This window comes from Myxococcota bacterium (genome assembly GCA_035498015.1).
Classification (GTDB): Bacteria; Myxococcota_A; UBA9160; order SZUA-336; family SZUA-336; genus VGRW01.
In genome coordinates this window covers 21,750-40,617 of the sequence record DATKAO010000055.1, presented here as the reverse complement: position 1 = coordinate 40,617, position 18,868 = coordinate 21,750, and the positions used below count along the sequence as shown (strand labels likewise).

The 18,868-nt window shown below is 69.8% G+C and carries 16 protein-coding genes and 1 pseudogene; 2 read left to right on the top strand and 15 right to left on the bottom strand.

Annotated elements, in window-relative coordinates; genetic code table 11:
* The 10 genes from VMR86_04790 to VMR86_04745 form a co-directional block, all read right to left on the bottom strand.
* Positions 1–392: LysM peptidoglycan-binding domain-containing protein (locus VMR86_04790; GenBank protein HTO06354.1), on the bottom strand; the 392-nt coding region annotated here is incomplete at its 3' end.
* 77 nt (positions 393–469) lie between these two features.
* Positions 470–2,920 carry a tetratricopeptide repeat protein gene (locus VMR86_04785; protein ID HTO06353.1) on the bottom strand — a complete coding sequence of 817 codons (2,451 nt, stop codon included), beginning with the start codon at positions 2,918–2,920 and terminating at the stop codon, positions 470–472.
* Positions 2,921–2,996: 76 nt separating this feature from the next.
* On the bottom strand, positions 2,997–3,668 hold the full coding sequence (locus VMR86_04780; GenBank protein ID HTO06352.1) for a Crp/Fnr family transcriptional regulator: 672 nt from the start codon (positions 3,666–3,668) through the stop codon (positions 2,997–2,999).
* Between the two features lie 41 nt (positions 3,669–3,709).
* On the bottom strand, positions 3,710–4,780 hold the full coding sequence (locus tag VMR86_04775; protein HTO06351.1) for a mannose-1-phosphate guanylyltransferase: 1,071 nt from the start codon (positions 4,778–4,780) through the stop codon (positions 3,710–3,712).
* A gap of 14 nt (positions 4,781–4,794) precedes the next feature.
* Entirely contained in the window at positions 4,795–6,105 is a 1,311-nt protein-coding gene (locus VMR86_04770) for a UDP-glucose/GDP-mannose dehydrogenase family protein (protein ID HTO06350.1), read from the bottom strand.
* Positions 6,102–6,503 carry a VanZ family protein gene (locus VMR86_04765; GenBank protein HTO06349.1) on the bottom strand — a complete coding sequence of 134 codons (402 nt, stop codon included), beginning with the start codon at positions 6,501–6,503 and terminating at the stop codon, positions 6,102–6,104. Before VMR86_04765 ends, VMR86_04770 begins: the two co-directional genes overlap by 4 nt.
* Positions 6,504–6,507: 4 nt before the next feature.
* Complete coding sequence (locus tag VMR86_04760) at positions 6,508–7,467, bottom strand: NAD-dependent epimerase/dehydratase family protein (protein ID HTO06348.1); 960 nt, start codon at positions 7,465–7,467, stop codon at positions 6,508–6,510.
* A gap of 10 nt (positions 7,468–7,477) precedes the next feature.
* Positions 7,478–9,022 (bottom strand): hypothetical protein, encoded by a 1,545-nt coding sequence (locus VMR86_04755; GenBank protein ID HTO06347.1) that lies wholly within the window; start codon positions 9,020–9,022, stop codon positions 7,478–7,480.
* Complete coding sequence (locus tag VMR86_04750) at positions 8,991–9,629, bottom strand: polysaccharide biosynthesis/export family protein (GenBank protein HTO06346.1); 639 nt, start codon at positions 9,627–9,629, stop codon at positions 8,991–8,993. The genes VMR86_04755 and VMR86_04750 overlap by 32 nt, the downstream gene beginning before the upstream one ends.
* Positions 9,630–9,643: 14 nt before the next feature.
* Complete coding sequence (locus VMR86_04745) at positions 9,644–11,080, bottom strand: sigma-54 dependent transcriptional regulator (protein HTO06345.1); 1,437 nt, start codon at positions 11,078–11,080, stop codon at positions 9,644–9,646.
* A gap of 236 nt (positions 11,081–11,316) precedes the next feature.
* On the opposite strand from VMR86_04745, the gene VMR86_04740 reads away from it, so the two are divergent.
* Positions 11,317–11,673: a cupin domain-containing protein gene (locus tag VMR86_04740; protein ID HTO06344.1), complete on the top strand. Its 357-nt coding sequence runs from the start codon at positions 11,317–11,319 to the stop codon at positions 11,671–11,673.
* Positions 11,674–12,234: 561 nt separating this feature from the next.
* A pseudogene (locus tag VMR86_04735) lies at positions 12,235–12,837 on the top strand (glycosyltransferase family 4 protein).
* Between the two features lie 26 nt (positions 12,838–12,863).
* Here VMR86_04735 and VMR86_04730 read toward each other — a convergent pair.
* Genes VMR86_04730 through VMR86_04710 form a run of 5 tightly spaced genes read right to left on the bottom strand, consistent with a single transcriptional unit; the run spans position 12,864 to position 18,708 of the window.
* Complete coding sequence (locus VMR86_04730) at positions 12,864–14,264, bottom strand: O-antigen ligase family protein (protein HTO06343.1); 1,401 nt, start codon at positions 14,262–14,264, stop codon at positions 12,864–12,866.
* A 2-nt stretch (positions 14,265–14,266) separates the two neighbouring features.
* Complete coding sequence (locus VMR86_04725) at positions 14,267–15,433, bottom strand: MraY family glycosyltransferase (GenBank protein HTO06342.1); 1,167 nt, start codon at positions 15,431–15,433, stop codon at positions 14,267–14,269.
* Positions 15,434–15,458: 25 nt separating this feature from the next.
* Positions 15,459–16,298, bottom strand: coding sequence for a CpsD/CapB family tyrosine-protein kinase (locus VMR86_04720; GenBank protein ID HTO06341.1), 840 nt, complete (start codon positions 16,296–16,298; stop codon positions 15,459–15,461).
* A gap of 18 nt (positions 16,299–16,316) precedes the next feature.
* Entirely contained in the window at positions 16,317–17,243 is a 927-nt protein-coding gene (locus tag VMR86_04715) for an AAA family ATPase (protein ID HTO06340.1), read from the bottom strand.
* Entirely contained in the window at positions 17,236–18,708 is a 1,473-nt protein-coding gene (locus VMR86_04710) for a Wzz/FepE/Etk N-terminal domain-containing protein (GenBank protein ID HTO06339.1), read from the bottom strand. The genes VMR86_04715 and VMR86_04710 overlap by 8 nt, the downstream gene beginning before the upstream one ends.
* Between the last annotated feature and the right edge of the window lie 160 nt (positions 18,709–18,868).

The following is an 18,868-nucleotide window of genomic DNA, read 5'->3' as shown; positions in this document are numbered from 1 at the left end:
TGCTGCGGCACCTGTCGGGGCTCCGGCGCCTGCGCAGCCTCCGGTGCAGCGGGCGTCTCGGGCGGAGTCTGTCCGCCCGCGGCCGCGAGTCGCGCCGCCTCTTCGGGAGTCAGCTTGCGCATCGAGCCGGACGAGATCCAGATCAAGTCACCGGGATAGATCAGGTGCGGATTCACGAGCTTCGGCTCGTTCTCCTTCCACACCGACGGCCAGATCCACGGCGTACCGAGATACTTCTCGGAGATTGCCCAGAGAGTGTCTCCCTTCTGGACCTTGTAGATCTGTCCCTTCCGGCCGTCCGGAGTCACACCCTCTCCCTGCTCCTGCGCAGACGAGAGCGCAGGCAGGACGAGCAGTCCGACGGCGAGAATGACGGGGCGCAGCGAGGACATGGGTTCCCCCTTCTGCGCCGCGCATCGGCAACGGCCGAGCGCCGCTTTACAGGGGAAGACACGTCCCTCGAGGACGCTCAGCCCGTCTGCAGCTCTTTCAGGAACTTCTCGGCGTCGGCGCGCTCGCTGAAGTTCGAGACCTCGTCGAGCGCGCGCTTCAGCTCTGAGACAGCGCGGTCTCTCTCGCCATTGCGGTCATAGGCCTTGGCCAGGTGGTAGCGCACGGTGCCGCGCAGCGGGTGACCTTCCGGGTACTTGTCGATCGCCTCGCGGAAGAGCGCGATCGCCGCGGCGGGAATGCCCTTCTTGTACATGATCCAGCCCAGCGTGTCGGCGACGCTCGGGTTGTTGGGCAGCGCGTTCTTCGCGTCCTGCGCCAGCTGGAGCGCGCGGTCGAGCTCGGTCGGGCTCGGGTTCTCGCTGTTGGCGAGGAGCCACGCGAGATTGTTCTTGGCCGCGGGCTGGTCCTGGTCGACGCGCAGGACGTCCTCGTAGTAGTCCTTCGCCTGCTGGGTCCGGCCCGCCGACTCACACAGCTGCGCGAGCTCGAGCGAGATGGCCGGGTTGTCCTTCTGCAGCGCGTGGGCCTGGTCGAAGGTCTGGATCGCCTGGTCGAGCCGCTTCTCGCCGCCTTCCTTCTTCCAGGCTTCGCGGTACAGCTTGCCCAGCGTCATCATGGTCTCGACGCGCTTGGGGTCCTTCTCGATCGCCTTCTTCAGGTCGGCTTCGGCCAGCTCGAAGGTGTCGGGCTTCTGCTCCGAGCTGCCCAGACGGATCTTGGCGCGCATCTCGTAGAGCGCCGGGTTGTCGGGCTGCTTCTCGATCCAGCCGTCGACCTTCTTCATGGCCTCTTCGGGCTGGCGATCGTCGATGTCGGCCTGGGCCAGCTCGGCCATCGCCGCGGAGTTGTTCGGGTCCTGCTCGAGGATCTTCTCGAGGATCGGCGCCGCGACCTTCCGCTCGCCGGTGCGCCGGTAGAGCTGCGCGACCTTCAGCCGCACGTCGGCGGGCGCGTCGTCCTTGAGCTGGATCTTGTGCAGCGCCTCGCGCGCCTCGAAGTTGCGCTTCAGCCGCACGAGTGACTCGACGTAGATCAGCGCCACGCGCAGGTCACCGGGGTTCTGCTCGAGCGCGGCCTTGGCCTCGCGCGCGGCACTCTCGTTCTCGTTCGTGTCGAGATAAAGCGCAGCCAGCTGGCTGCGCGCAGGCAGGCTCTGGGCGTCGAGCTGCAGCGCCTGCTGGAACTCGCTGCGCGCGAGCTCGTTCTGATGCTGCGCGAGATAGGCGGTGCCGAGCAGCACGTGCGCCGAGGCGTTGGGCTGCTCGTCGATCACGCGCCGCAGGCTGGTCGCCGCCTCGGCGTATTTCTTGTCGAGCAGATAGAACTTCCCCTGCGTGAACAGGCCGAGCACGCTCTTGGGGTTCTTGGCCAGCACGTCGTTCACGATCTTCCAGGACTCGGTCGTCGGCGTGGCCAGCTCGCCCTTCTGGTCGACCATCAGCTCGGCCTTCCGCAGCTTCGCGGCCTCGTTCGACGGGTCGAGCGCGATCGCGCGGTCGACGTCGGCGAGCGCCTTGTCCATCGCGCCCGTGCGGCGGTGGTAGTCGGCGAGCACGAGCAGCGGGTCGACCTCTTTGGGCTTGGCCTTCACGCCCTCTTCGAGCATCTCCTCGGCCTTGTCCGCCTTGCCGGCCGAATAGTAGAAGCGCGCGAGCGTGAGCAGCACGTTCGAGTCGGTGGGCGAGTCGTCGCGCGCCTGCAGCAGCACCTTCTCGGCCTCGTCGTTCTTGCCCTGGTTCACGTAGAAGTTGGTGAGGAACAGGCGGACGGCGGTGCGCTCTTCGGGTGTCTCCGCGACCTGGACCGCGGTCTGCAGCTCCTTCAGCGCTTCGTCGTTCTTGCCCGTGATGGCAAGGAAGCGCGCGAGGCTGGCGTGATTCGCAGCCGAGCCCTTGGCCTCGACCAGCTTGCGCAGCGCGTCCTCGGCGCCCGCGACGTCGCCCTTGCGGCCGAGCGCCTGGGCCTTCAACGCGAGCGCGGCTTCGTGCTGCGGGTTGATCGCGAGCGCGGCGTCGACGTCTTCGAGCAGGCCGTCCACGTCGCCCTTCACCGACTTCAGCCCGCCGCGCAGGAGCAGCGCGTCGATGTTCTTCGGGTCCTTCTCGAGCAGCTGAGTCGTGTTCTCGAGCGAGGCGTCGTAGTCGCGCGCGACGAACAGGATCTGCGCGAGCTTGAGCTTCCAGCTCTCGTTCTCGGGCTGGAGCCGCGAGGCCTCCTTGTACTGCCAGAGCGACTCGCCGTACTCCTGGAGGTTCCAGAGTGTCTCGGCCATCTGGTAGTGCGCCTCGCCGTCGTTCGGGGCGAGCTTCAGGAGGTTGAGCAGCGCGATCTTGGCCTCGCTCCACTCCTTCTTGTCGTAGTACTCCTTGGCCGTCTGGCGCTGCTGCAGGATGCGCGCTTCGCGGGACTTGCAGCCGCCGGCAAAAGCCAAGAGGAGGACGATGGAGCAGACCAGGGCGGCGCGCATGCTGGGAGACCCTCCCTCGGGTGAGACGGGGCGGAGAACCGGTGCGTTTTCGCCCGGTAGTCTAACCCGGGTTGGGCTATTCGGAATTCGCGTCGGCCGCCGGGACCAGGTAGCGCTTGCCTTCCTGCTCCAGCCAGCCCTCGTCCTTCAGCTCCTTCACCACGCGGGTGATGGTCTCGCGGCTGGTGCCCACGAGGTCGGCAAGTTGCTGGTGCGTGATGGGTGACGTCGCCATGCGGTCCTGGCGTTCGGGCACCGGCTCCTTGGCCAGGCGGGCGAGCAGGCGCCGGGTGCGGCCCTCGACGCGCTCGAACAGGAGCCCCTTGATCTGCTCGTCGGTCTCGCGCAGGCGGCGCGCGAGCACACGGATCAGCTCGAGAGTCACTTCGTGGTTCTGCTTGAGCAGGCCCAGGAAGTCCTGGCGCGACAGCGCCAGCAGCACGCAGGGCGTCGTGGTCTTCACGGAGGCCGAGCGCGGCGCGCGGTCGAGCAGCGCCATCTCGCCGTGGAAGTCACCCGGGCCGAGGATCTCGAGGATCTTCTCGCGCCCGTCCTCGGACATCTTGGTGACCTTCACCTGCCCTTCCTGGATGATGTACATGTAGTCGCCGATCGAGCCGTCCTCGTAGATGACGGCATCGCGCGGGAACTTGCGGTCGATCAGCAGGCCCGCGATGTCGGCGAGATCCTTCTCACCGAGATCCCGGAACAACGGAATCGCGCGCAGAGCTTCGTTGCGGTCTTTCATCCCTGATCCCCCGGGTGTTGCGTCGGCGAGGTCTCGGGCGCTCACAGGAGATCCTCACGGCCGCGGCGAGCCAGCTCGTCCACGATCTTTCGCACGTCTTGCGCCCGATGGTTAGCACAGACCAGAAGTGCATCGGTGGTCTGGATCACAAGCAGATCCTTCACGCCGAGGAGCGCGACAGTCTTATCGGTCGAGGTCCACACGACATTGTGTTGCGCATCGAGCAGGACCGGTGGCGTGCCCGCATGCACCCGATTCTCGCCGAGCGCGGGCAGGTGCGCACCCAGCGCGTCCCAGCTGCCGAGGTCACTCCAGGCGAAACGCCCGCGCAAGGCGAACACGCGCCGGCTGCGCTCCAGGACCGCGTAGTCGAACGAGAGCGGGCGGACCGCGCGATAGGCGCGCGCGAGCGCGGCGCGCGGCGGGCGGCCGCCCTTGGCGATGCGCTCCAGCGTCGGGCCCAGGGCGTCCCAGACCTCGGGCGCGAGCGCGCGCGTCTCGGCCAGGATCCGCTCGGGCCGCGCCAGAACCATGCCCGCGTTCCACAGGTAGCCGCCGTCGGCGACGAAGCGCCGCGCGCGCGCGGCGTCGGGCTTCTCGACGAAGCGCGCCACCGGCACCACGCCGCCGCGCGCGCCCTTGCCCAGGCGCAGGTAGCCGTAGGCGGTGTCGGGCCAGGACGGCTCGATGCCCAGCAGCACGAGTTTCTCGCCGTCGGCGGCCGCCCGCGCGCACGTGCGCACCGCCGCCGCGAAGGCGCGCGCGTCGGGAATGTGGTGATCGGCGGGAAACACTCCGATGACTCCCGAAGCGCCGCGACCCAGCGCCTCGGCCGCGGCCCAGGCGATCGCGGCCGCAGTGTTGCGCGCGACCGGCTCGAGCAAGAGCCGCGTGCCCGGGTGCCCGCGCAGCGCCGCGCGCGTGGCGCCGGCCAGCGCCTCGGCCGACACGACCAGGGTGCGCGCCGCGGGCGCGAGCAGCCGCAGGCGCTGCAGGGTGTCACCGATCAGTGTACGGCGGCCCACCAGCGGCACGAACGGCTTCGGCACCGCGCGCCGGCTGGCAGGCCAGAAGCGCGTGCCCGCGCCGCCCGCCAGCACGACGGGCAGCACCTGCGCCCGCGCCGCTATCGGCCGACCCCGGTGTAACGGAAGCCCAGGCGCCGCATCTCGGCGGGCTCGCAGATGTTGCGCATGTCCACGACCACGGGCTGGCGCAGGCGCTCCTTCAAGAGCCCCAGATCGAGCTTGCGGAACTGGTTCCACTCGGTGAGGAACAACAGCGCGTCGCAGCCCTTCGCGGTGTCGTAGGGGTCCTCGCAGAACACCGCGCCCTCGAGCTCGCGCGCGGCGTTCTCCATGGCCTGCGGGTCGAAGCAGCGCAGGTGCGCCCCGCGCCACAAGAGCTGCTGACTCACCCAGATGGAAGGTGAGTCGCGCACGTCGTCGGTGTTGGGCTTGAACGAGAGACCGAGCACGCCCAGCGTCTTGCCCGCCACCCCGCCGACCATGCGCTCGACCTTGTCGAGCATGCGCTCGCGCTGCGCCTGGTTGGCGGCGACCGTGGCCGAGACGATGCGCTGCTCGACGCCGAACTCGCGGCTGAACTGCACCAGCGACAGCGTGTCCTTCGGGAAGCACGAGCCGCCGTAGCCCGGCCCGGGGTGCAGGAACTTGCGGCCGATGCGCCCGTCGAGGCCCATCGCGCGAGACACGTCGTGCACGTCGGCGCCCACCGCCTCGCACAGCGCGGACACCTCGTTGATGAAGCTGATCTTGGTGGCGAGAAACGCGTTGCTCGCGTACTTGATCAGCTCCGCGGTCGCGACGTTCGTGATCACGAACGGGACCTCGATCAGGTTCAGCGGCTTGTACAGGTCCTTCAGGATCGCGATCGCCTGCGGGTCCTCGGCACCGATCACCACGCGGTCGGGGCGCATGAAGTCCTCGACCGCGCTGCCCTCGCGCAGGAACTCGGGGTTCGACGCGACCGAGCACAGCACGCCCTCGCGGCCCGCGGCGGCGGCCGACTCACTGATGATGCGCCGCACGCGCTCCGCGGTCTTCACCGGCACGGTGCTCTTGGTGACCACGACCTTGTAGCCGTCGAGGTGGCCGCCGATCGTGCGCGCGACCTCGTCCACGTACGACAGATCGGTGCTGCCGTCCGCGCTGGGCGGCGTGGGCACCGCGATGAAGATCACGAGTGAGTGCTGCACCGCGCGCTCGGCGTCGGTCGTGAACTGCAGCAGTCCCGCCTGCATGTTGCGGCGCACGATCTCCTCGAGCCCCGGCTCGAAGATCGGGATCTCGCCCGCCTCGAGGCGCGCGACCTTCTCCGCGTCCTTGTCCACGCAGGTCACGTGGATGCCGAACTCTGCGAAACACGCGCCGGTCACCAGACCGACGTAGCCCGTACCGATCACCGCGATGTTCATCTTCCCCACTCCCTCAGCGCGATGGCGACCGGCCGCATGCCCTCCGAGAGCGCCACGCCGATCACCGCCCCGAGCGCGTCGCGCGCGAAATCCGCGTACGACGCCACGCGTCCCGGGACCCAGAGCTGCAGAATCTCGTCGCCCGCCGCGAACAGAGTCACTGCCAAAAGCACACACAGCGCACGCGGCACGCGCGGGGCAACGATCGCCCATAGGGTAACCATTGCCAGGCCGGCGAACAGCGGGATGTGCAGCAGGTCGAGCTGGTGCACCGACAGCCCCCAGCGCGCGACCGTCCGCCCGGGCAGCGCCGAGAGCGAGAGCACGCCGCCCATGTACAAGAGCGCCACCAGCCCGCGCAGCGGCTCGATCCCGACCCCGGACCTGCCGGCCTTCATCGAGTCACCCAGTGACACACTCGCCTTCGTCGCGCAGCCAGGCCACGGTGCGCGCCACGCCCTCCTCGAGCTCCACGCGCGGCGCGTAGCCCAGCTCGGCGGCGGCCAGCGCCGTGGAGGCCCAGGTGCGCGGCAGGTCGCCCGGCGCGGCCGGCAGGCTCTCGCGCTCGGCGCGCCGGCCGATCACGCGCTCGAGCGTCGCGATGATGTCGTTCACGGTCACGGGCTTGCCGCGGCCCAGGTTGTAGACGTGGAAGCCCGCGGCGCGGTCGAGCGCACGCACGATGCCGTCCACGGTGTCGGCCACGAACGTGAAATCGCGCTCGATCGAGCCGTCGCCGAACACCGGGATCGGCCGGCCCTCGAGCATGAGCGTCGCAAATTTGTGTAGGGCCAGGTCGGGGCGCATGCGCGGGCCGTAGGCGTTGAAGAAGCGCAGACAAGTCACCGCCAGCCCGCTCGCGGCGTGCGCCGCGTGACACAACAGCTCGCCGCCGCGCTTGGTCGCGCCGTAGGGCGACAGCGGCCGGTCGGCCGCGAGGTCCTCGGTGAACTCGCCGCGCGGCCGTTCTCCGTAGACGCTCGACGACGACGCGAACACGAAGCGTTCGACGCCCTGGCGCGCGGCCGCGTTCAGCACCACCGAGGTGCCGAGCAGGTTCACGTCGGCGTAGGTGACCGGGTCCGCCAGGCTGGGCCGCACGCCCGCGCGCGCCGCCAGGTGCACGATCGCGCGCGGCGCGAAGCGCTCGACCGTCTTCGCGACCCCGTCCACGTCGCGCACGTCGAGCTCGAACACGCCCGCGAAGCCAGGCTGCGCGCGGGCGCGCGCGAGATTCAGCTCTTTGCGGGCGCGCGGATAGAAGTCGTGGAAGGAGTCGAGGACGGCGACCTCGTCCCCGCGCGCGAGCAGCGCATCGACCAGCACCGAGCCGATCGCGCCCGCGCCGCCGGTGACCAGCACGCGCGCGCGGCTAGTGGCCGAACGCGTAGTCCCAGGAGAACCCGACGCCGACGGTGAACTTGTTGTATGGCGGCCCGAAGAGCTGGACATCCCCCGTCCGGTCCGTGAAGCGGAGGGTCACGAAGGTGGCCAAGCGCTTGCGCAGCTGCCAGTCGAGCCGCGCCTCGGCGTAGTAGGCGTCGCTCTGCAGCGTGGAGCGCGCGTTGAACTGGCACTGTCCCGCCTTGTTCGCGCCCGAGCCGAAGAGCGTGAGCCTCCCGCCCGTGGGGCAGGAGAACGACGGCCCCGTGACCGGGTTGAAGGAGTTCGCGATGTACTGCGCCCCGACTGCGACCGGCGAGTCGTTTACCGACTCGTAGTGCTCGTAGAGTCCGGTGAGCGACAGGGTCGCGCGCTGCGACAGGTTGTGGATGTAAGCCAGGCTGACCGTGTCGACGTCGACGTCGGAGCTGAACAGGCTGCTCGTGGTGCGCGTCTCGCGCTGGTAGGCGAACTGCACGCGGCCGCGCGGCAGCGCGCGGCGGACCAGGATCTGGCCGACCACGCCGGGACCGACCGAGTCGAAGTCGGTGGCCAGGAAGTCGTGGAACGGGAACGCGTCGCTCGAGCCGCCCACTGGCGGGCCGACCCGAGTCACCTGGCGCTGCGCGCCCTTGGTGAGACTCTCGAGCCGCCGGACGCCGATCTCGATGTGCGTGGTCCAGAGCTCGCTCCAGGTCCGGTCCCAGCCGATCGAGAAGCTCTGCTGGTTGCTGATGTCGCGGCCCGTGTTCACGCCCACGGTGTGCGGGTCGAACGGGTCCTGCACCGGGACGTCGGCCAGCACCGCGTCGGCGACGTTGGTGGAATTCGCGCTGAGCTCGAAGCTGATCGTGTCGAGATACGAGAGGTCGTGCTGCAGCACCAGCCGCGTGAACCAGCCGTCGCGGTCGCGCAGGTCGGCGCGCCCGATCTCGTGCGCGAGATAGTCGACCGAGAACGGCCCGCCCGAGAGCTGGAGCTTGTCGAGCGGCGTGAGCTGATAGCGGCCGCCGAACTGGCCCTGCGCGAGGTCCGCATTGGGCACCGCGCCTTCGATCAGCTGGCCGGGGCTGATCACGGGCTCGGTCGGCGTGCCCGGCTCGGTCACGAAGCCGACTTCGGAGGGCGCGCGGATCTCGGCGTGCGGGGCGATCCGCATGTAGCTGCCGTCGCCGAACAGCGAGAGCCGGGGCAGGACCGTGCGGTCGAAGCCGCCGCTCATGCCGCGGTCGACGCCGTCGAGATCGCTCTCGTCCCAGTAGGTGTGACTCGACAGCCAGCCGTCGAGGTACCAGCGGCCCAGCGTGCCCGTGCTCTCCAGGTTCAGCGAGGGCCGCACGATCGTGACCGGGCTGCCCTTGGCGGCCGGGTCGCTGTTCGGGATGGAGAAGATGTTCGAGTCGTAGTCCTGCTCGACGATGATCTGCGGGCGGAGCTCGACCGTCTCGCCCGCGCGAGCGGCCGATGCGAGACACGCGAGCGCGGCCAGGGCGAGGGCCGCGCTAGCGCCAGAACGGTCGTTCTTCCGGAACAATGATCTGATCTCCGGGCAGGAGCAGGATGTTCTGCGCGACGTTCTCGCCGTCCACGAACGAGTCGTAGTCGAACAGGAACTCCGCGGGCTGTGACCCGTGACCGCGGATGATCTTCACGCGGCGCTTGCCGGCGAAAGCGCTGAAGCCGCCCGAGATCGCGATCGCGTCGAGCACGCGCATCTCCGGCTGCAAGGGGATCACGCCCTGGCGCGCCACCTCGCCCAGCACGAACACGTTCTTGGACCCGACCTTGAGCACGATCACGGTGACCTGGGGCGCAGTCACGAACTCCTTCAGGCGCTCGGTGATCGCGTCCTTGAGCTGCGTGGTGGTGAGCCCGGCGGCCTGGATGTCGTCGACCAGCGGCACCGAGATCTTGCCGTCGAGCCGCACCTCGACCTGGGCGAGTGACAGCGCTTCTTCCTTCCACACGCTGATCTGCAGCACGTCCATCGCGCCGATCAGGTAGTCGCTCTGCGCGGCGACCGCGCCCTCTTCGAGCTGCTGCGCGGTCGGCTGCTGGCGCATCGTGGTTCCGCAGCCCGCGAGGCCCAGCGCCAGAAGCGCAGACAGAAGGGTCTTCGCGGGAGAAGGTCGGGGGGGCATCGTTCGTCTCCGGGCTAGGGCCTAGGGGAGTCCGAGAGACCCGCGTCTCTCATCTTGTACAGCAAGGCCTTGTAGCTGATCTGCAGGATCGCCGCGGCTTCCTTCCGGTTCCAGCGCGTGCGCTGCAGGACCCGCGCGATGAGTCGCGCCTCGGCCACCTGCGCCGCTTCGCGCGCGACGCGCTTCAAGCTGACTCGTGGGGTCTCCCCAGCGAGATAGCGATCGAGCTCGCCGGTCGAGGCCGGGGCCGGCGCGGGCGCGCGCGGCGCGGAGGCGCTGCGCGCGCGCAGCTCGGCGAGCACGGGCGCGGCGTCGCCCAAGACGACGATGCGCTTGACCAGGTTCTCGAGCTCGCGGATGTTGCCCGGCCAGTCGTAGACCAGGAACGCGGCGCGCACCTCGTCCGGCAGCGGCTTGGCCTCCTTGCCGTACTCGCGCGCGTAGCGCTCGAGGAAGTGATCGGTGAGCGGCGGAACCTCGTCGCGGCGCTCGCGCAAGGGCGGCAGCTGGATGGTGACCACGTTCAGCCGGTAGAAGAGGTCTTCGCGGAAGCTGCCCTCGCGCACCGCCGCCTCGAGGTGGCGGTTGGTCGCCGCGATCACGCGCGCGTCGACCGCCACGTCGCCGTGACCGCCGAGCCGCGAGAACTGACCGTCCTGCAGCACTTGCAACAGCTTCGCCTGCAGGCTCGGGTGCATCTCGGAGATCTCGTCGAGGAAGATCGTCCCGCCGTTGGCGATCTCGAACTTGCCGAGCTTGCGCTTGTGCGCGCCGGTGAAGGCGCCCTTCTCGTAGCCGAACAGCTCGCTCTCGAGCAGCTCGTGCGGCAGCGCCGCGCAGTTCACCTTCACGAACGGCCGGCGCGCGCGGTTGGAGCGGGTCCAGATCGTGCGCGCGACCAGCTCCTTGCCCGTTCCGCTCTCGCCGCGGATCAGCACGGTGATGTCGGTGTCCGCGACGTGGTCGATCATGTCGTCGACCAGGCGCATCTTGCTGCTCTGACCCGCGAACAGCGGCGCGGACGCGGCGCCGAACGCGCCGTCGGAGAAGCGCACGCGCGGCCCGCTCTCGGCCTCGAGCGCGGCGCGCGCCAGCACCTTGTCGAGCGCGATCTCGAGCTCCTCGACTTCGAAAGGCTTGCGCAGGAAATCGGCCGCACCGAAACGCAGCGCCTCGACGATGGCCTGCGTGGTGCCGACGCCCGAGAGGATGATCACGGGCACGCGCGGCGCCGAGGCCTTCAGCGCGCGCAGCGTCGCAATGCCGTCCATGCCCGGCAGCACGAGGTCCAGGGTCACCACGTCCGGGGTCGCGCGGCGCAGCTCCTCGAGCGCTTCCTCGCCCGAGGCCGCCGCGACCGGCACGAGCCCGCGCGAACGCATGAACGCGCCGAGCCACTCTCTGGCGCTCGCGTCGTCGTCGACGATCAGGACTCTCTGTACCGGCTTCATTCTCGGTCGTAGGTCAGGGGGATTTCGGTGAGGCGGATCCGGAGACCGGCCTTGCGACAAGCGTGCCAATTGTACTCCGAGCGCTTCCATCGCGGGGTCGCGGTCACTGGGGCCGAAGCTGCACAAGTGTGTAGAGCCCCTCCAAAAAGGAGAGCCGGGCTACTCACCGCGCCCCCGCGCGCAGGCGATGCGCAGATCGGGTGCAGAAGCTCTGTGCTACGCTCCGCCGCGCGAAGATGTCGCGGCGTGTCGAAAAGCCCTGGGGGCACGAAGAGATCTGGGCGGAGACCCCGCGCTATCTCGGCAAGATTCTCGCGATCAAGGCGGGCAAGCGGCTCTCGCTGCAGCTCCATCGCCAGAAGGACGAAGCCATCTACGTGCTGCGCGGCACGCTGCGGCTCACGCTCGAGAACGACAAGGGCGCGCTCGAGGTCACTGATCTGCAGCCCGGCGCGAGCCGCCGCATCGAGCCCGGCCGGCGCCACCGCTTCGAGGCCGTCTCGGACTGCGAGCTGTGCGAGGTCTCGAGCCCCGAGATCGACGACGTCGTGCGGATCGAAGACGACTACGGCCGCGCGCCCAACGCTTCGTAGGGCGCAGTGGGGAGCGGGCCCGATCCGGCCGTCGTGGCGGTCGTCGGCAGTGTGTTTCCGATCCCGCCCGAGCCCGGCACGCCGCGTCCGTTCCAGCTCTTGAAGCGCCTCGCGCAGCGCACGCCGGTCCACCTGCTCGGCGTGGTCGGTCAGTCGCCCGAGGAGTGGGAGCGCTTTCGCGAGCACCCCGCCCTGCGCGACGTGTTCGCCTCGACCTGCGCCTTCTACCGGCGCGGCGCGGCGTCGGTGGCGGCTGAGCTGGCGAGCGCGCTCAGCGTGCGGCCGAGCTTCGACCTGCGCTTCCGCGACCCCGCGATCCTGCGCGCCGCGCAGGCGCGCGCGCGGGCGCTGGTGCGCGCGCACGGCCCGGTCGTCTTCTACTGCTGGGAGCGAGACACTCTGCAGTACGTGCCGCGCGCGCTGTGGCGCTCGACGTTCTGGGACCTGGTCGACGACCCGGTGCGCGGGGCCGAAAGTCGCCTCTCGGCCGACGAGACATTGTCGCGCTGGGAGCGCGCGAAGCTGCGGCTCTCGCTCCGCCCGCTGCGGCGCTTGGAGCGCATGGGCCTCACGCGCGCGGGCGGGGCCGCGCTGAGCTCGGCGGTGGACATTGCGTCCGTGCGCGCGCGGCTCCCGGCGCTCGAGGTCGCGCGCGTGATCGAGGGCGTCGACCTGGCCTACTTCTCGCCCGACGCCGCCAGTGACTCGCAGGAGGCGCCCTACGACCTCTTGTTCTTCGGCAGCCTGGCGCTGCCCGCCAACGCCGACGCCGCGCTGCGCTTCGTGCGCGACGTCATGCCGCTGGTGTGGCGCGCGCGGCCCGATGCGCGCGCGATCGTCGTCGGGCCCGACCCGCCCGAGGCGCTGCGCACCCTGCAGGACGGCCGGCGCGTGCTCGTGACCGGCTTCGTGCCCGACCTGCGGCCCTACCTCGCGCGCGCCACGGTGGTCGTGAGTCCGCTGCGCTTCGGCGCCGGCATGAAGCACAAGCTGCAGGCCGCGCTGGCCATGAGGAAGGCCGTGGTCGCGAGCCGGGTCAGCTGCGAGGGCTTCGCGGAGCTCGAGCCCGGCACTCACGCCCTGCTGGCAGACGGCGCGGACGAGACCGCGCGCGCGGCGCTGTCGCTCCTCAACGATCCGGCGCGGCGCCGGGCGCTCGGCGCTGCGGGCGCCGAGCTGGTCCGCACTCACTACAGCTGGGACACCGCGGCAGCCGCCCTCTGGGAGAACCTGCGCCACCTGGGAACCGCCGCCGCCAGCGAAGGCTCGGCCTCGGCCGCGGACACCCATTCCACGGCGCCGCGCGCCGACATGCCGTAGAGGATCCAGAAGTAACTCGAGATCTGACTCGTGGTGATGAAGGCGTTGGTGGAGAAGTTCGCGACCAGGAGATGCGCGCCCGACGCCAGCAGCACCGCGCCGAGCCGGTAGTCGACGGTGTTCGCCTTCCACAAGCGGCGGCCGCAGCGGTAGACCGCCCACCAGATCCAGAGCAGCACGCCCACGCCGATCATGCCCATCTCGACGGCCATCTTGACCAGCAGGTTGTGTGCGTCGCGCTGCTCGAGGCTGCCGTACTTCGCGCTGAACTCGGGCGTGCGGAAGAAGAAGAAGTTCAGCCCGCGGCCCCAGATGGGCGAGGTGCGGAACATGTCGAGCCCGGTCTGCACGAGCACGAGCCGCTGCGCGGTCGAGCCCTCGAGCCGCTCGCCGCCCGCGACGCGGTAGCCGGCGCCGCCGCTGGCGGTGTACTCGATGCGTTCGCGCACCACGCTGGGCAAGAGCGGGAACGCGACCGTCGAGAGCAGCGCGACGGTCGCGACGCCCGCGATCAACAGCCCCCGGTTCAAGAGCGCGAAGAACACCAGGTGGGCGACCACCAGCGCGACGTAGTTGCCGCGCGAGAGCGTGAGCACGACGGCCAGGAACGAGATCGCGTACGTGCCCAGATGGAACGCGCGTCGCATGAACGAGACGTCGGGCGCCCAGAACACCAGATACAACGAGGCGAACATCGCCATGCCGATCGCGCAGGCGGTGCCGTTCGGGTCACCTTGCAGGCCCGTCGCGCGGCCGAGCGCGCCGTTGGACGTGAAGGGGTGGACGAAGTCGACCAGCGCAATCACCGACGAGAGCAGCGTGCCGAACGACAGCGCCTCGAGCATGCGCTGGCGGTCCGCCGGACGCGAGAACCACCAGTACGACGCGAAGAAGAACAGCGTGCTGAACGTCGCGCTCTTCCAGTGTTTGAACGTGTACCAGATGGCGGGCTCGCCACCCATGACGGTCATCTTCCGCGCCCAGGGCACCGAGAGCAGGAAGCCCGCGCCCATCACCACGATGAACGCGATCACCGGCGCCGAGTAACGCAGCGGCGGGAGCCGCGCGCCGAAGCGCAGGATGGTGACTGCCAGCGCGCTGAGCAGGAGGATCGTCTCGGTGTTCACGCCCGGAACGCCGAGGCGCGGCGACACCGCGTCGAGCGGGAAGAACGCCGCCACGAACACGAGCGCCACCACCGGGCGCCAGAACATGAGCGCGAGCGCCAGCGCGGCGAACGGCAGATACGCGTAGCCCAGGGCGTCGGCCATGGTCACCCGGCCACCCGCTGCTCGGCGTGGGGCAGCTTGGCCGGCGCGCCGGCCTCGGCCGCCCGGGCCGCGTCGGCCTCGAGGCGCGAGGCGCGGCGCTCCAGCACGCGCAGCGCCGCGTAGCCCGCCGCCACGAGCGCTCCGAAGATGCCGAAGCGCAGGTCGCTCGCGAGCGCGCGCGTCTCGAAGCCGACCGCGGCCAGCGCGGTGCAGATCGCGTACAGCACGAGCAGCGACTGAGTCACCGACAGGCCGTTGCGCAGCAGCAGGTGGTGCAGGTGACCGCGGTCCGCGCGAGTCACCGCGGAGAGCAGCTCGCGCACGCCCAGGCCGCGCGTGCCGTGCACGGACAGGTGCGAGAGACCCCGGCGCACGATCGAGAGGATGGTGTCGAGCAGTGGCAGCCCGAGCACGAGCAGCGGTACGATCAACGCCACGGCGGCGGGCGCCTTCTGGTACGACGCGAGCGCGAGCACGGCCGTGAGATAGCCGATCGAGAGCGCCCCGGCGTCACCCAGGAAGATGCGCGCCGGCGGCAGGTTGAAGCGCAGGAAGCCCGCGAGCGCGCCGGCCAGCGCGAGCGTCCCGATCACCGGCACGGTCGCGGCGTACTGGTTCGCGAGCAGGAAGATGGTGAGCGAGGTGACCAGCGCCACGCCCGACGCCAGTCCGTCCATGCCGTCGATCAGGTTGAAGGCGTTGGCGACGATCACGATCCAGGCCACGGTGACCACGAACGAGATCGGCCCCGCGTCCGACAGATCGAAGCCGAACGGCAGCTCCACCGCACCGGCCTTGAAGCCCATCCAGTAAGTCAGCGCGGCGATCGCGATCTGCCCCGCCGCCTTCTGGAACGCGGTGATGTCGTACAGGTCGTCCCACAGGCCGAGCGCCACCATCAGCCCGCAGCCCAGCGCGAGCGCGCCGAGTGACCCGGGCCCGAACGCGAGCTCGCGCAGCGGGTGCCCGATCCAGAGCAGCACCCCGACGCCGAGCACCATGGACAGATACAGGGCGACCCCGCCCAGCATGGCCACCGGCTGCTTGTGCGCCTTGCGCGCGGTGGGCCGGTCGAGCAGGTCGAAGCGGTGCGCGAACGCGATCGTCGCAGGCGTCAGCGCGATCGCCAGCAGCCACGGGACGATCAGGATTGCCGCGAAGACCGCCATGTCCGCCTTTGGGCTCGCCGGTCCTTCAGGACTTCCCGTAGCCGTAGTTGCCGATGTAGCCGAGCTCGTGTCTGGCGCAGCGGTTCAGCACCACGCCGATCACCTTGCTGGCGTCGAGTCTCTCGAGCGCCGACTCGACCTCTTCGCGCGGCGCCCGGCCGGCGCCGACCACGAACAGCGCGGAGTCACACAGGTCGACCAGCGTGACCGTGTCGGGCAGGCCCAGCACCGGCGGCGCGTCGAAGATCACGGTGCCAAAGCGCGTATGCAGCTCGGCCACCAGCTGAACCATCGCACGCGAGCTCAAGAGCTCCGACGGGGCGGTGGGCAGCGCCTTCACCGGCAGCACCATGAGCCGCGTGTCCGGCACCGGCACCAGCGCCTCTTCGAGCTTCGCATCGCCCTCGAGCACCTCGGCCAGGCCCACGATGCCGGCGCGGAAGGCCTTGTGGATGCGCGGCGTGCGCAGGTCGGCGTCGACCAGACACACCGAGTTCTCGCGCTCGGCGCCGAACGAGAGCGCCAGGTTCACGGCCGTCGTGGTCTTGCCCTCGCTGGGCCGGGCCGACGACAGCACGATGCTGCGCACCTCGCGCGTGCGGCGCAGTGACTGGATGCGCGCGCGCAGCGTGCGGTATTCCTCGGAGAACGGCGCTCCCGTGCCGCCGACCAGCACCTCGGGAGACGGGCCGGCGTCGACCTTCGCGGGCGCGCGGGGCTTCGCCGAGCGGCGGAAGCGCGCGCGCCAGCCGACGCGCTCTGCAGGGACCTGCGTCAGCTCGGGCGCCGACAGCGACGCGAGCGTCTCGTCGCTGCGCGGGCGCAGCGACTCGGCGCGCTGCAGAGCGTCGTGGATCTTTCCCATGCCCCAGAACCTCCTGAGCTACAGCTCCGGTCGCGCGCCGGCGCCGCCTCTTCGCCAGAGGCGTCGCAGCCAACCGGTCCGAGCCCTGGGCTCGGAGCTGCCGCCCTCGCGAACGAAGTGCGGCTCGTGCGGGCTCAGCGAGAGCCCCAGATCGGAAGCGGACGACTCGACCATCTGCGCGCTCACGTGCCCTGACTCGCGGGCGTAGGCCGCGATCAGCGCGTTGTCGCAGAGAACGTTGATCACGCGCGGGATGCCGCGCGCATAGCGGTGCACGGCCTTCTCGGCGGGGCCCGCGAACACGTCGCCGCGCGGGTGACCCGCCACCACCAGCCGCTCGCGGATGTAGAGCGCGGTCTCCTCGGCGCGCAGCGGGCGGATCGCGTGGCGCAGCTCGACGCGCTGGCGCAGCTGCCGGAGCGCCGGCCGCGAAAGCTTCTCGGCCAGCTCGGGCTGACCCACGAGCATGATCTGCAGGAGCTTCGACTGCGGCGTCTCGAGGTTCGACAGCATGCGGATCTCCTCGAGCATCTCGTCGGAGAGGTTCTGCGCCTCGTCGACGATCAGGAGCGTTTGCAGGCCATCGCTGAGTCGCCGGATCAAATGCTGGTTCAGGCGCGAGAGCGCCGCGGTCTTGCGGAACGGCTCGACCGGCGGGAGCTCGAGCTCCTCGAACAGAGCGGCGAACAGGTCCTCGACGGTGAGCGAGGTGTTGAAGATGTAGGCCGTCTGCACGGTGCTGCCGAGCTTCTGCAAGAGCGCGTTCAGGATCGTGGTCTTCCCGGTGCCGACCTCGCCGGTCAGCGTGATGAAGCCCTTCCGCTCCTGCACGGCGTAGATCAGCGTCGCCAGCGCCTCGGCGTGGCTCTCCGACATGTACAGAAAGCGCGGATCCGGGTTGACCCGGAACGGATCCGAATCGAAGCCGAAGAAGGAGTTATACACGCGACCACCACAGGAGCCGGCGGCGTTCGCCGCCGTTCCCGTTGTCGAGCACCGGCACCGCCGCGAGCACGGGCAGGCCGAGCGAATTCTGCAGGTCGACGACACTGTGGTAGCTCTGGTCGCTCATTTCGCGCACGACCAGCGCCCCCAGGCCGATCAGCATGCCGATGAGCGTCCCCGCGATGAACCACACCGGCCGGTTCGGGCTGATCGGCGAGGTCGGGAGCTCGGCGGACTCCACCACGCGGAAGCGCTCGCCCTTGCTGGTGGTTTCCATGGTGCGCCCGATGTCCGCGTCGACCTTCTTGAGCTGCAGGGTGCGGATCGCCTCGGTGATGTTCTTGTACTGGGCCTCGAGGTGGTCGAGCTCGGCGGCGCGCCGGGGGGTGTTCTCGATGCGCTGCTCGTACTCCGCGATGTCGGCCTTCAGCCGCTCGATCTCGCCCGAGAGCACGCTCTGCTCGACCTCGTAGTCGCGCAGCTTGTCGCGCATGGCGATCTCTTCGCGCGACTGCGCCGCGGTGACCGGCTGGTCCTGGCGGGCGGCGATCATCTGCTCCAGCGCCGCGATCTCGGCGCGCGTGCGCACCACGTCGGGGTACTTCTCGGTCTTGCCCGCCGACAGCATGCGGTTCAGCTCGAGCTCGAGCGCGCTCTTGCGCACCGACGGGTCGGTCTGATCGTTGGCGGCCGCGGTGCGGTACTCCTGGAGCTGCTGGGTGAGCAGGCGCACCTGATCGCGCGCGCCCTCGGCCTTGGACTCGGTGGTCGCGAGGTCGATGCGGTTGCGCTCGAGTCTCTCGCGGTTGAGTGACAGCTGCTCCGGCAGCTCGCCCTGGTAGTTCTCCTTGTAGTCACTCACCTGGCGCGCGATGTCGGCCAGGTCGGCGCGCGCCTTCTGCAGCTGCTGCTCGAAGAACTCGGTGGTGCTCTCCGCGAGGGCGGTGCGATCGCGCAAGTTCGCGGAGATGAAGTCACGCGCCAGCCGGTTCGCGACCTCGGCCGCGGTCTTCGGGTTGCGGTGCCGGAACGAGATCTTGAACGAGTTCAGCTCGACCGGCTTGCGCGGGTCCACGATCGCGGGCGGCAGCGGATCGAGTGAGATCTGCTTGCGCAGAGACTCGACCTGGTCCTCGCGTGAGTCCTTCGAGTTCTCGTACAGCTTGAAGTCGGTGATGATCGACGAGAGGCTGTCGCGCGCGAGCAGCTGCAGCTTCAGGTTCTCGTAACGGTTCTCGGTCTTGGCCTCGATCGTCGACGGTGCGAGGTCCTTCGGAATCACCTGCGGCTCGACGGTGACCGTCGCGACGCCTTCGTATTCCGGCGGCAGGCTGAGGGCGAGAATGCCCGAGATCAACAGGCCCAGGACGGCCGGGATCAGGAAGAACCACATCCGTCGGCGAAAGATGCCGGCCAGATCCCCCAGGCTGACGCCGGTCTCGTTCCGGATGTCTCTCGCGGTCATTGGATCACCCTCGTCGTCGCGCTGCGCGCGCCCTGTTGCCGACGCGCAGATACACCGCGGCACGCGTGCCGGGGTCGGCTGGGGCGCACATCATGCCACAAGCGTGCCAAAGGTCTCGGTTGACCTCGGCGTCCGGCGCAAGGGGGCGGTGGGAAGCGCA